The 11,686-nt window shown below is 59.7% G+C and carries 11 protein-coding genes and 1 pseudogene; 6 read left to right on the top strand and 6 right to left on the bottom strand.

Annotation, left to right across the window (positions count from 1 at the left end; translation table 11 throughout):
* Both ACILSL_RS22480 and ACILSL_RS22475 read right to left on the bottom strand, forming a co-directional pair.
* The coding region (locus tag ACILSL_RS22480; RefSeq protein ID WP_395734311.1) for a hypothetical protein at positions 1-323 on the bottom strand (323 nt) is incomplete at its 3' end.
* Complete coding sequence (locus ACILSL_RS22475; RefSeq protein ID WP_395734310.1) at positions 320-2,167, bottom strand: tetratricopeptide repeat protein; 1,848 nt, start codon at positions 2,165-2,167, stop codon at positions 320-322. The genes ACILSL_RS22480 and ACILSL_RS22475, both read right to left, overlap by 4 nt.
* A gap of 138 nt (positions 2,168-2,305) precedes the next feature.
* Here ACILSL_RS22475 and ACILSL_RS22470 point away from each other — a divergent pair, with 138 nt between their 5' ends.
* The 4 genes from ACILSL_RS22470 (at position 2,306) to ACILSL_RS22455 (ending at position 5,814) form a co-directional block, all read left to right on the top strand.
* The gene (locus tag ACILSL_RS22470) at positions 2,306-3,520 is read left to right on the top strand and encodes a radical SAM/SPASM domain-containing protein (RefSeq protein ID WP_395734309.1); all 1,215 of its coding nucleotides are present in this window, start codon (positions 2,306-2,308) and stop codon (positions 3,518-3,520) included.
* 81 nt (positions 3,521-3,601) lie between these two features.
* A complete protein-coding gene (locus ACILSL_RS22465; protein ID WP_395734308.1) occupies positions 3,602-3,832 on the top strand; it encodes a hypothetical protein in 231 nt (76 codons plus the stop codon).
* A 2-nt stretch (positions 3,833-3,834) separates the two neighbouring features.
* Positions 3,835-4,527 (top strand): TIGR00266 family protein, encoded by a 693-nt coding sequence (locus ACILSL_RS22460; protein WP_395734307.1) that lies wholly within the window; start codon positions 3,835-3,837, stop codon positions 4,525-4,527.
* A 6-nt stretch (positions 4,528-4,533) separates the two neighbouring features.
* Complete coding sequence (locus tag ACILSL_RS22455) at positions 4,534-5,814, top strand: M48 family metallopeptidase (RefSeq protein ID WP_395734306.1); 1,281 nt, start codon at positions 4,534-4,536, stop codon at positions 5,812-5,814.
* 20 nt (positions 5,815-5,834) lie between these two features.
* On the opposite strand, the gene ACILSL_RS22450 is transcribed toward ACILSL_RS22455, so the two are convergent.
* From ACILSL_RS22450 to ACILSL_RS22435, 4 genes and pseudogenes are all read right to left on the bottom strand, one after another.
* A complete protein-coding gene (locus ACILSL_RS22450; RefSeq protein WP_395734305.1) occupies positions 5,835-6,728 on the bottom strand; it encodes a protein-disulfide reductase DsbD domain-containing protein in 894 nt (297 codons plus the stop codon).
* Between the two features lie 3 nt (positions 6,729-6,731).
* Positions 6,732-8,095 (bottom strand): annotated as a pseudogene (gene asnS, locus ACILSL_RS22445) (asparagine--tRNA ligase).
* A 157-nt stretch (positions 8,096-8,252) separates the two neighbouring features.
* Positions 8,253-9,131: an SMP-30/gluconolactonase/LRE family protein gene (locus ACILSL_RS22440; RefSeq protein ID WP_395734304.1), complete on the bottom strand. Its 879-nt coding sequence runs from the start codon at positions 9,129-9,131 to the stop codon at positions 8,253-8,255.
* Positions 9,132-9,179: 48 nt separating this feature from the next.
* Positions 9,180-10,049 (bottom strand): alpha/beta hydrolase, encoded by an 870-nt coding sequence (locus tag ACILSL_RS22435; RefSeq protein WP_395734303.1) that lies wholly within the window; start codon positions 10,047-10,049, stop codon positions 9,180-9,182.
* A 129-nt stretch (positions 10,050-10,178) separates the two neighbouring features.
* On the opposite strand from ACILSL_RS22435, the gene ACILSL_RS22430 reads away from it, so the two are divergent.
* Both ACILSL_RS22430 and ACILSL_RS22425 read left to right on the top strand, forming a co-directional pair.
* The gene (locus tag ACILSL_RS22430) at positions 10,179-10,628 is read left to right on the top strand and encodes a hypothetical protein (RefSeq protein WP_395734302.1); all 450 of its coding nucleotides are present in this window, start codon (positions 10,179-10,181) and stop codon (positions 10,626-10,628) included.
* Between the two features lie 27 nt (positions 10,629-10,655).
* Positions 10,656-11,660: a hypothetical protein gene (locus tag ACILSL_RS22425; RefSeq protein WP_395734301.1), complete on the top strand. Its 1,005-nt coding sequence runs from the start codon at positions 10,656-10,658 to the stop codon at positions 11,658-11,660.
* The last annotated feature ends 26 nt before the right edge of the window (positions 11,661-11,686 follow it).

Below are 11,686 nucleotides of genomic sequence, written 5' to 3'. Positions count from 1 at the left end.
TCATGCCGTGCGCATTCGCTTTGCCAGTCCGACTCCACCTTGCTCCATTTTTGTTTCAGGTCGGAGATCACCTCCTTGCGCGCCGCCTGCTGCTGCATCGAAAGCCTCTTGGCTTCCGCCTGATGCCTGAGCACCTCCTCCCGCAATTGCGCATCCCGCTGCGGGCTGGCCGGTTGCTGCTGCAGCGCCGCCTTCCGTTCCTGAAACGCCTGACGCTCCGCCTGCTGCGCCGCCTCGATGGATTCAAAGCTCACCATCACCTCCCCTGTCTGCGCGAAAACCGCACGGCTCAGCAAGGCCCAGCATAGCATGATTCGCTTCATGGCTTCGCTCCTTCCCATTCGGCCACCAGTTTGGCGGCGTAATCATGCTCCGGCGTGCCTGCCTCCTCGATCAGCAGGATGTCCCGCGCCTGCGACAGCGCCTCCTTCCGATCACCGCAGTAGTTCAGCATGATCGCGCGGCCGACTCCGAGCGCCGAGACCTCTGGGTTCGCCGCATACTGCTCCTCAAAAAAATCCACCCCACGATACCCTTCGTCATTCGCCGCATACTCCGCGCACAGAGGTCCCACGGCATACGCCGCAGCAGCCGACGGATCATTCTCCAGCGCATTTTCCAGCGCCGCGATAGCCTCCATGCCGCGATCCTGCGCCGCCATCAGCAGTCCCAGTTCCAGCCATGCCGCCGCATATTCGGCATCCACATCCACAGCCTGCGTGAACATCTTCTCCGCCATCACCAGCGCGCGCTCATCGAACGGGGCAAGCTCTTGATACAGCAGCCCCGTCAGAAACAAGTGCGAGGCATTTCCCGGCTCCAGCGCCGAGGCCGACCGCGCATACCCCACCGCCTCCTCCAGGGCGTCCTTGTCCGGCTCGCGCTGCGGTTGATCAAGAATCGCAAACGCATGGTCATGCCGCACCACGGCCATCGTGTGGCGGTTTTCGGGCGAGGCATCCTCAAGCAGAGCCTTCATCGCCTGCTCCTCACGTTTCTTGATCTCCACCGGCACCCAGGCCGCGACACCCAGCGGCGGTTGCGGCCCCAAAATCGTCGCACGTTCCAGATCCTCCCTGGCACCGGCGCTGTCGCCCAGGGCTTCCCGGGCCTCTCCTCGTATTTGAAACGCCCGCGACTCGGTGGGCAGCAGTTCAAGACACTTCGTGGCATCAGCCACGGCATTCTGAAACTCACCGGCGGCCAGCCATGCACCCGCACGATTGCGATACGCTTTGGCGTGCTGCGGATTGATCTGCAGCGCCTTGTCAAAGTCCGCCATCGCCTTCTCCTGCTGCCCCAGGTTCAGCCATGCCTGCCCGCGATTGTTCAGATAGATCGAACCCGTCGGGATGAGTTCCAGCGCCTTGTCAAAGCTCTTGATCGCCTCCTCGTTGTCGCCGCGGTTCATCAGAAAGAAGCCGCGATTGTTGTGAAACTTCGCCACCTTCGGATCCAGCTCCACCGCCTTGTCATAATCTGCCAGCACACGCTCTTTCTCCCCCATCTGATCGTAAGCCATGGCGCGGTTGAAATAGGCCGCCGCGTCCTTCACGTTCAGTTCGATCGCCTTGTCACAATCCGCCACCGCCTTCTCATACTCTCCGCGGATCAGCAGCAGCTCACCGCGTTTCACGTAGAACATGCCGGTTTTGGGATCCAGCGCGATGGCCGCCGTGTAATCCGCCAGCGCCTTTTCCGGTTCTTTGACCGTGCTCCATGTCAGCGCACGGTTGAAGTAAACCAGCGCGTTTTTCGGATTCAACTCGATCGCTTTGGAATAATCCGCCAAGGCCAGTTCATGCTGCCCTTTGTTGTCATAGGCCAGGGCGCGGTTGTTGTAGGCCGTCGAATCCTTCGGCGTCAAAGTGAGCACCTGGGTGAAATCCGCAATCGCTCCGTCCAGTTCATTCAGCCGCCAGCGCGCACGCCCACGCCCCATGTAGGCCCGCGCATCGTTGGGTTTCTGCCGCATCAGCTTTTCATAGGCAGCGGCCGCCTCCTTGGCCTTCCCTCCCTTGAGCAGGCTGTCTGCCGTCTGCCAGGCATCCGCAGCCCCGGCCATTCGCCGTGCCATCAGGACGATCAGAACGACCAGCACCACCCACAGCACCCTGCGCCAGTGATTGCGTGATCCCAGATCATCCGTTGGAGGTTGGTGGTTCATGGAGTGCCTCGCTGCACAGCAATACGCCCGCCTGCTGGCGCTTGCCTGTCAGCCCTTGCGATATTTCGACTGCTTTTTGCGGCCTCCCACCTTGACCTTTGAACACAACATGACCTCTTGAACGTAACCTCACTGCCCATGCTCCTTTCCCTCACCTCCCGCATCCTTCAAACAGTCGATCCGCTCTGCCTGGCCAAGATCGGCTGGAATTTCGGTTACAAGGGGGCGCGCTCCGTCATGCTGCACAAGCAGCGCATGAAACAGGGCCAGTATTTCCCGCCCTTCTTCTACATTTCCATCCTCAATTCCTGCAACCTCCGCTGCCAGGGCTGCTGGGTGGACGTGGACAAACCGCGCGAATCTCTCAATCTTGACGAGCTCAACAAGATCGTGAACGACGCCAAACGCCGCGGCAACTCGTTCTTCGGCATCCTCGGCGGCGAGCCCTTCATGCATCCCGAGCTCTTCGACTTCCTCTCGATGCACCCGGACGCCTTCTTCCAGGTCTTCACCAACGGCCAGATGATCACCGCCAAGGCCGCTGAAACCATGCGCAAGCTCGGCAACATCACCCCACTCGTCAGCATCGAAGGCACCGAGATCGTCAGCAATGAACGCCGAGGCAACAAGGACGTGCTCACCCGCACCCTGCGCGGCCTGCAAAACTGCCTGGACGCCCGCGTGCTCACCGGCGTGGCCACCAGCCTTTGCAAGACCAACATCGACGACCTCCTCACCGAGAAATGGCTGCGCCGCCTCATCGACATGGGCGTGCACTACGCTTGGTACCACACCTACCGTCCCGTCGGTCCCAAGATCAGCGCCGACCTCGCCCTCACGCCGGAGCAGATCACCCAGGTGCGCAAATTCGTCGTCAACATGCGCGCCAAGATGCCCATCGCCATCGTCGATGCCTACTACGACCACAACGGCCAGGCCCTCTGCCCCATGGCCAACGGTATCAGCCATCACATCAGCCCCACCGGCGCCATCGAGCCCTGCCCCATCATCCAGTTCGCCAAGGAAAGCGTTCGCACCAATGACGACCTCTTCGACGTCTTCACCAAGTCCGAATTCCTCCGCGACTTCCGCAACATCGCCTCCGCAAACACGCGCGGCTGCATCGTCCTCGAGCGCCCCGATCTCGTCAAAGCCGTCGTCACCAAGCACACCGCCAAAGACTCCACCATCCGCCAGACCGCCATGGCCGAAATCGAAAGCATGACCCCACGCACCAGCCAGTGGCGCGAAGGCGAGGAGATCCCCGAGAAGCACTGGATGTACTGGCTCGCAAAGAAATTTTTCTTCAATGACTTCGGGGTTTACCAAGGCCTGGAAAAGAAGAAAAACTGAGCTGAAATAACGAGGCAATTTTTGAGACCTTCACACCTTTTAGCTTGAAGTGTGATCCGAAAATTGCTCTACATGGAATCCATGGCTCAAAATACATTTTCTCCTGTTCTGGCTCGTGGTGGCATGGGCGGCATCGTTCGTTGGTTCATCCAGATCGTTATCTATGACATCTGCATCACCGGCATTCAGGACATTCTTGGAGTCAGCCGCATGGTCGCCCTCTTCATCTTCCTGGGCATCCTGATCCTCATCAGCATCGGCGGTTACATGCTGCGCAAGAAGATGAGCGGCCAGGCCGACTCAGACATCTAGTCATGCGACACACAGTTCTTCACGCCCCCGCCTTTTCGACCTTGCGTCTGGATATGGCGGAAGGCGAGAGCATTCACGCACAACCGGGCAGCATGCAGGCCATGACGCCCGGTTTTCACATCGACGTCAAAGCCGGGCTCCACATGGGCGGCAAGCGCGGGATGCTCGGCGGTGTGCGCAGCCTCTTCGGGGGTGAAAACTTCTTCACCGTCATTTACAAGGCCAAGCGCGACGAGCAGCACCTCATGCTAGCCCCCGAACAAATGGGCGACATTCGCGCCATCGAAGTCACTCCTGAGACCGGCCTGAAGCTCGCACGCGGCGCCTTCCTAGCCTCCTCGCCCGAGCTCACCTTTGATCTGCACAATGCCGGCATGCAGGGCGTCCTGGCCACGCGCGGTCTCTTCTTCCTGAAGACCGTCGGCTCCGGCATGCTCTTCCTCTCCAGCTACGGCGGCATCGTTGAGCAAAACCTCGCGGAGGGCGAGCGCTTCGTGCTCGACAACCGCAACATCGTCGCCTTCACCGACACCATGCCCTTCGAGTCTGTGGTGCTCACCAAGTCGATCAAAGACTCTTTCCTCTCCGGCGAAGGCTTCGTCGTCCGCTTCACCGGTCCGGGCAAAGTCATCTACCAGACCCGCGCACGTCCCTCCCTCGGACTCATCCGCGGCTTCCTTCAAACTCTCACCTGATCCGGCATGGAGAGCGTCCTGCCAAAGCCGCGCCGTCTCGTCACACCCACGCGCACGGCGCTGCTTCAAAGCTTTCAGGCCAACGAGTCTCGCTCGATGCTGTGGCTCGGCCTGGAACTGGTCGCCATCTTCGGCGGTCTTGCTTGGTGGGCAGCCCAGCCGCATCAAATCCCCGGCTGGCAGTTCCTCCTGCTCTTTGCCTGCGCCTTCTTCGGCCTGTTTGACTTCATCGTCACCCAGCACTTCGCCAACCGGAAGCGCCTGGAAGACATCCGCCCGGATGCCAAACTCGGCATCCACACGCGTGATTCGCTCATTGCCGCCGTGCGTCGTGTGCAGCAGCGCCTCGGTCTCACCGGCCAGCGCATCCCGGTCTATCTCGCGCCGGAAAAAGACGTCAACGCCTTCGCCATGCGCCTGGAACTCCTGCCCGGCTGGCACCTCTTCAACAGCGTGCAGCTCAACCGCTCCATCGTTCACCTCCTGGATGAAAAAGAACTCGAAGCCGTCATCGGCCACGAGCTCGGCCACGTCTTCCCCTATTCACCCATCGCCAGCCGCTGCATGCTCGTTCACGCATTGCTCTCGGGCGTGCTCGCGCTCGTCATCGCCCAGGTGCTGGGAGACAACGACATCCGTTGGGGCGCGCCCAGCCTGGCCCTCGGCGCGGCACGCTGGGTCGCCTTTTCAACGTGGGTCACTCAGATCCGCCTCGTCGAGTTTTTGTGCGATGACTACGGCGCACGCGCCGCCGGCCTCATCCCCGCCCTCACCACGGAAATCAAACTCGGCATCGAGCACGAGGCCCGCAACGCCCTCCTCGCCCGCGTTCTTGAGGCCAAGCTCCGCCACACCGGCGTCCCCATCGCCCAGCTCCTTCAGGAATACGAAGACGCCATGCCCTTCGGCAGCGTCCAGTCCGACCAGGCCCGTGCGCAGCTTGAGCAGGGCATCCAGCGCCGCCTCACCGAGCATGATGAGACCTCCCTCAAAGGCTTCTTCCAGTTCACCTTCAAGAGCGACAACACCGACCAGGACGCCCTCAAGGAATCCCTGGCCGAAATGACCACCGTCAGCCGCATCGCCAAAATCCCCGTCTCACTCCCAGACGTGATCAACGATCCCCGCCTCATTCCAGACCTCGTCCACCTCATCGAAGCCCATCCCGACCACGTCCTCTTCCACCTGGAAGCCGAACTGGACGACCGCCACTCCACCCACCCCAGCACCTCCCGCCGCATCCTCTACCTCTGGCGCAATCAAGCGGCTATTGCGAACGCTGCATGATCGAAGGACAGGCCTCCATCTCACCGCACAATCCTCGGCGCAATCTGCAAACACCGCAGCCCGCCGCCTTGCAACCACCCCTCATCATTCCTCAAAATCACACGCAGCGTCTTCGGCGGCTTGTTGCCCATGTAAGCATCCGCCTTGATGAGGGTGATCGTGAGAGAGCCGTCAGCATCGCGTAAAATTGTCTGCGGCTTGTCCGAATCAACCCAGCCGTCTTCCGTAAAGACAATGATCCGTTCAGCCTCGCGCTGGCTTTTGCTCACCCGCGCCCCGGCAGTGGCAGGCTTGAGCACGAGGGTGATAGCATCCCCCTTCTCGCTGGCACTGGCTGTCCATGCATCACTGGTCTGTTCGGTACGTGTACGCTCGGCATCCAGCAACTTGTGCCACTTCGCATTCACTTCCGCCGTGGCAACCACGGGCAGGGTCAGGCTGAGCTCCATCGAGCCGGGGTGGCAGGTGTTGCCGCAGCACATCCATGAGGCGAGACCGCTGAGCGTGATGGATTCACCCATCTTCAAATTCGCAGGCGGCGTGATCTCCGCGCGCAGCATCACATCACGGTCAAACCCCTGCGCCTTGATCTGAAACATCAGCGTGCGCTCCGGCTCCGGATGGATGAGCTCGCCCGCCTTCCAGCCGCGTGGCAGATTCCACTTCATCTGCGTGGGCACCCCGACGATGCCGGGAAACCGCCAGTAGGTGTGGGAGCCACGATCATGCTCCAGCCAGAGGCCGACCGTGAAAGGCTGGCCGGGCACAATGGCAGATTGCTCGGAGACAAGCTGCAGTTTGAGCCCCTGCTGGGCCGATGCCGAATGACGAATGACGAATGATGAAAACAAAACCACGAGCAGCACCCACAGGTGGCCCGGCCCATTCGACATTTTGCATTCGTCACTCTTCATTGCTCAATATGCGGCATGCCCCGGCGTTCTCGCAAAGGGAATGACATCGCGGATATTGGGTACGCCTGTGACAAACATGAGGAGACGCTCAAAGCCCAGCCCATAACCCGCGTGGGGCACGCTGCCGTAGCGGCGCAGGTCCGCATACCAGGCGTAGTTCTCGGGATCCAGCCCCTGCTTGGCCATCAGCGCCTCCAGCACATCCAGGCGCTCTTCACGCTGGCTGCCGCCCACGATTTCACCAATGCCCGGGACGAGCAGATCCATCGCCGCCGCAGTTTTACCATCGTCGTTTTGGCGCATGTAGAAGGGCTTGATCTCCTTCGGGTAGTTGAAGATCGTCACCGGACCTTTCACGTGCTCTTCCGCAAGGTAGCGCTCATGCTCTGTCTGAAGGCCTTCGCCCCAGACCACCGGATTTTCAAAGCTGCGTCCACTCTTGAGCAGGATCTCCACGGCATCCGTGTAGCTGATGCGCTCGAAAGGTTTGGCGAGCGTCTGCTTGAGGCGGTCGATGAGTCCCTTGTCGATGAACTTGTTGAAGAACTCCAGCTCGTCAGGGCATTCATCAAACATCGCCTGCACCAGGTAGCGCACCTGATCCTCCGCCAGCGTCATGTCGGCGGCGAGGTCGTAGAAGGCCATCTCAGGCTCGATCATCCAGAACTCCGCCGCGTGGCGCGTGGTGTTGCTGTTCTCGGCGCGGAAGGTGGGGCCAAAGGTGTAAATGTTGCCCAGCGCGCAGGCAAAGGCCTCGCCCTGAAGCTGCCCGCTGACCGTCAGGTAGGTGGGGCGGCCAAGAAATCCTGCTCAGGCTTCGTCGGCGTGTTCGGCTTCAGCGTCGTCACCTGAAACATCTCCCCCGCCCCTTCGCAGTCGCTGCTGGTGATGATCGGCGTATGAACATAGAAGAACCCGCGCTCCTGAAAGAAGCGATGCACCGCGTAGGCCATCTTGCTGCGCACACGGAACACACTGCCAAAGAGATTCGTGCGCGGCCGCAGATGCGCGATGGTGCGCAGAAACTCCGGCGTGTGCCCCTTCTTTTGCAGTGGATACGTCGCATCTGCCTCGCCCAGCAGCCGCAGCTCCTTCGCCTGCATCTCCCACTTCTGCCCGGCGGCAGGCGAGGCAATCAGATCGCCCAGCACCTCCACCGAGGCCCCCGTCAAAATACGCGGCAGCAGCTCCGCCGAAGGCAGCGCCGCGTCCACCACCACCTGCAACCCCTTGAAGCAGGAGCCATCAGAGATTTCCAGGAAGGAGCAGGCTTTCGAATCACGCTTCGTGCGCACCCAGCCACGGGCAACGATGCCGGGCCGTGCGGATTCGGAATGAATGAGGGAATTGATGGTGTCGAGGGACATGCACGGAAAGCTAGCGCGTGAGCGCCTCGAGGCAAGAGGCGGGCACGGATTCGTCCTCGATCATGGCGTGTTCAGTGATGCGGGCACTCCTGCCTGCAAATCGAGCATCCCAAGCCATCCATTGCAGGCAGGAGTGCCTGCATCACTTTCTTCTTTCTTACTTCCCGAAATACCCCTTCACCTTGACCTTGCGGCCATAGACCTTCTCGCCACCGGCCACATAGAGAATGTCGTGGTCCTTGCCGGCAAACTCAACACTGACCACTTTGCCCAGCGGGTCCGGCTTGGCGATGATCCCAGCCAAACGGCCAGCGGTGTCAAAGATCTGCACACCCAGCTCGGTGGTGACGAATGTGCGCCCGTTGGCCTCCGTCGTCGAGCCATCACCTGCGGCGGACTCTTTGCCCACAGGCAGCCACATCGTCATGTACGGCGCACCACCGGTCAGGGTGCCATCGTCCTCGATGCGCCAGGCCCAGACGTGCTTGCCGCCGTATTCAGAAGCAAACAGTGTGCGCTCATCCGTGGAGATCGTGATGCCGTTCGGCTTCACCACATGGCCTTCATCTGCGACGAGGTGCTTCTTGTCCTTGGTGATCAGATGAATCCGCTGCGTCGGCGTCTCGGTAAAATACAGGTTTCCCGTTTTGCTGACCACGAGGTCATTGCACTTCACATCCGTGAGCAGCACCTCCACCTCGCCCTTCATCGAGATGGCGATGATGCGCCCCTCCTTGTTGTGGCAGGCATAAAAACGCCCATCCGGCCCAATCTGCAGCCCGCTGATGCCCGGCAGATTGTCGAGAAACAAATCCACCTTCCCCGCCGCGGCGTCCAGCTTGTAGATCCCCTTCCCGCCCTTCACATCAGTGAAGAACAGATTGCCAGCCGTATCGCAGCATAGGCCGTCGGTGAAGACATAACCACTCGCGACTTCACGCCACGGCTCACCTTCGATGAGGTAGTCATGCAGTGAGGTGTCCTGGGCAAACAGCGAGGAGGAAAGAAGGCAAAAAGCTAGGAGGATGCGCATCATGATCAGATCTGAATTCAATGTTCAATGTTGAGCGTTCAAAGTTCACACTCACTTCTTCCACAGCCAGCGAAGCGTGTCCGGCAGCAAGGCACCGCCATGCTTGCCATTGTGGGTGCCTTCACCCAGCACAAACTGGAAATCATAGCCCGCAAACTTCAGCGAGGCCGCCATGTCCTGATTGGCCAGCGGCCAGTTGCCGAACTGGTTGTCCAGATCGTTCCTGCCGTCCTGCAGGAAAACCTTGATGGGCTTTTTCTCCGCCTTGCGGATCAGCGCGGGATAGACATAACCGCCACGGATGTTGGTGAAGGAGCCGATGTGGCTGATCACCTTGCGGAAAGCGTCGGGGCGCTCCCAGGCCACGGTGAAGGCGCAGATGCCGCCGCTGCTGTTGCCGCAGATGCCCCGACCTTCCGGGTCGTCCGTCAGCTTGTAGTTCTTCGCCACTTCAGGCAGGATTTCTTCAATCAGGAAACGGGCATGCAGATCACCCAGGGAATCATACTCAAAGCTGCGGTTGCTGCGCGGCTTCTCCTTCGGATTGGTCGTGGGAAACACCCCCGGATTGATGAAGATGGCGATCGTCACCGGCATCTCCCCTTTGGCGATGAGATTGTCGAACACCACCGGCACGCGAAACTGGCCGTCGGCCTTCACGAAACCGCCCCCATCACAGAACACCATCACATTTGCAGGCGTCTCGGCCTTGTATTGCGCAGGCACATACACCCACCAGTCCCGCGTCGTGCCCGGGTAGATCTTCGAATTCGTCCACGCCGGCATCTGCGTCACCTTCCCCTGCGGCACCCCTTCCTTGACCTGCGAATCAGGTCCGAGGACATACTGGTCATCCTGCGGAGCAGCATGGGCGAGAGTGGCAAATATCAATGAGGCAGCGGCAAGGGGGAGAAACTTCATGGGACGAATCCGAACGACAGCAGCAAGGGACATCTTGCAGACATGCACTGACACGGCAGGAAGGACAGTCAGCAAGCACCGACCGGCCGGAGAAGATTTGCAAACTTTGATCAATGCTGTTGACGCAAATTGAAATCTCCGGATGAAACCGACCTCAACCTCAATTCATTGTTTATGCTCAATAGGTCGGACCGTTTAGATTCAAACCCAATGGCTGCGCTGAATTTCAAGCAGAAATCTCCGTCACAATGGGCGCTGGCCGGGGGCATGGCCATGTCTCTGCTGCTTTGCTCCTGCAAAGAGAAAGACGCCCTGCAAAAGGAACAGGCGGATCTGCAGACCGCACTCAATCAAGCCAAGGCGGAACTGGACACCTATCAGGTTAAAATAAACTCTGTCCAGCCAAACCTCCCCGCCGCCGCAGCCACGCTGGAAGTCCAGCTGAAAGCCTCCGAAAAAGCCAACACAGAACTCACCCAGGCAGTCAGCGAGGTTAACAGCAAAGCCACACGCTTGCAGGATGAGGTCAAAGCATTACGCCCCAAAGTCGAGGCTTATAAGGCCAGGTATCTGCGCTGATTTCATTCTCACCATCTCCGGTTCATCATGACTTTTGTAAAACTTATCCTGTTTCTGGCTGCCGTTGGCGGCGCATTTTACGGCGCTGACTGCTGGCACAAAATTGACCGCGCTAAAACAGAGCTGCAGGAGCTCAGACCTGAGCTCTCCCAGACACAGGAATCCCTGGCTTACAGCAAGGATGCATGGGTGAAATATGAAGCCCTCAAGATCAAGGCAGATCAGGCGGCCGCCACCACCGCCGCGCTCAAACAACAGCAGGAAAGCGGGGAGAAAAACCTGAAATCTGCCTTGACGGAATTCACGGTCCTGGCCGCGTCCATGAACGATGCCGCAACCAAAGTGCGAACCAGTGGAGCCAGCCTCACCATCCCTGAAATCAAGCTCACCGATGGCAGGATTTTAAAGGATGCCAAAGTTCGTAAGATCGAAGAGACCCAGGTGTCATTCATGCATTCGGCAGGCATGGGAAACGTGCCGGTCGCGCAGCTGCCGCCTTCACTGCTGGAACAGTTTGACCTGGGCGCCAGCAGCTTGACCAGTGCCATCGACGTCACGGCAGCAGGTCTGATGGCCAAGACGCAGCAGTTGGACGGCCTCAGCCTGACATGCCCCATTCCGTTGGTCGAAAAACCCGAGAAGGTTGAGCTCGCTGCGGTGATAGCCTCCAAAAGCTTCCGGGGCAAAGCCGCGGATGAAATGGAGGTGATCGTCAATAAAATTCGCTATGCCAAGGGCACCACGATCAGCCTGGACGGCGCTGCCTCCGGCATTCTGAAAGCGGTGTCCGCCCTTGATGGCATCACCAATCCGCAGCAGCAGGTCAAGGACACCAAGGTCTCCTCCTTTCCGGCCAAACGGGCTTCGTTCTCCGCCAGTCGCCTTGGCAGTGAACTTCTCTCCGAAAGTCTGTTCATCCTCAACGGGGAGGAGATGTGGATGGTCCAGGTGCTCTTCACGAGCAAATCCAAAGCGGGACGTGCCATCGCCGACAACATTCTGTCCTCGGTGAAAATCGCACCGACTCCTTGAGTCGCGCACTCTTCGCATCTTCCCGG

The sequence above is a fragment of the Prosthecobacter sp. genome (assembly GCF_044222345.1).
GTDB lineage: Bacteria > Verrucomicrobiota > Verrucomicrobiia > Verrucomicrobiales > Verrucomicrobiaceae > Prosthecobacter.
This window is presented reverse-complemented; position numbering and strand designations above follow the sequence as displayed.

What these genes read in the sequence shown, in the direction of transcription:
- ACILSL_RS22440 (WP_395734304.1), bottom strand. Translation starts at nt 9,131, where the DNA reads ATGATGCGCATCCTCCTAGCTTTTTGCCTTCTTTCCTCCTCGCTGTTT.
- ACILSL_RS22425 (WP_395734301.1), top strand. Translation starts at nt 10,656, where the DNA reads ATGACTTTTGTAAAACTTATCCTGTTTCTGGCTGCCGTTGGCGGCGCA.
- ACILSL_RS22455 (WP_395734306.1), top strand. Translation starts at nt 4,534, where the DNA reads ATGGAGAGCGTCCTGCCAAAGCCGCGCCGTCTCGTCACACCCACGCGC.
- ACILSL_RS22475 (WP_395734310.1), bottom strand. Translation starts at nt 2,167, where the DNA reads ATGAACCACCAACCTCCAACGGATGATCTGGGATCACGCAATCACTGG.
- ACILSL_RS22465 (WP_395734308.1), top strand. Translation starts at nt 3,602, where the DNA reads ATGGCTCAAAATACATTTTCTCCTGTTCTGGCTCGTGGTGGCATGGGC.
- ACILSL_RS22450 (WP_395734305.1), bottom strand. Translation starts at nt 6,728, where the DNA reads ATGAAGAGTGACGAATGCAAAATGTCGAATGGGCCGGGCCACCTGTGG.
- ACILSL_RS22435 (WP_395734303.1), bottom strand. Translation starts at nt 10,049, where the DNA reads ATGAAGTTTCTCCCCCTTGCCGCTGCCTCATTGATATTTGCCACTCTC.
- ACILSL_RS22470 (WP_395734309.1), top strand. Translation starts at nt 2,306, where the DNA reads ATGCTCCTTTCCCTCACCTCCCGCATCCTTCAAACAGTCGATCCGCTC.
- ACILSL_RS22460 (WP_395734307.1), top strand. Translation starts at nt 3,835, where the DNA reads ATGCGACACACAGTTCTTCACGCCCCCGCCTTTTCGACCTTGCGTCTG.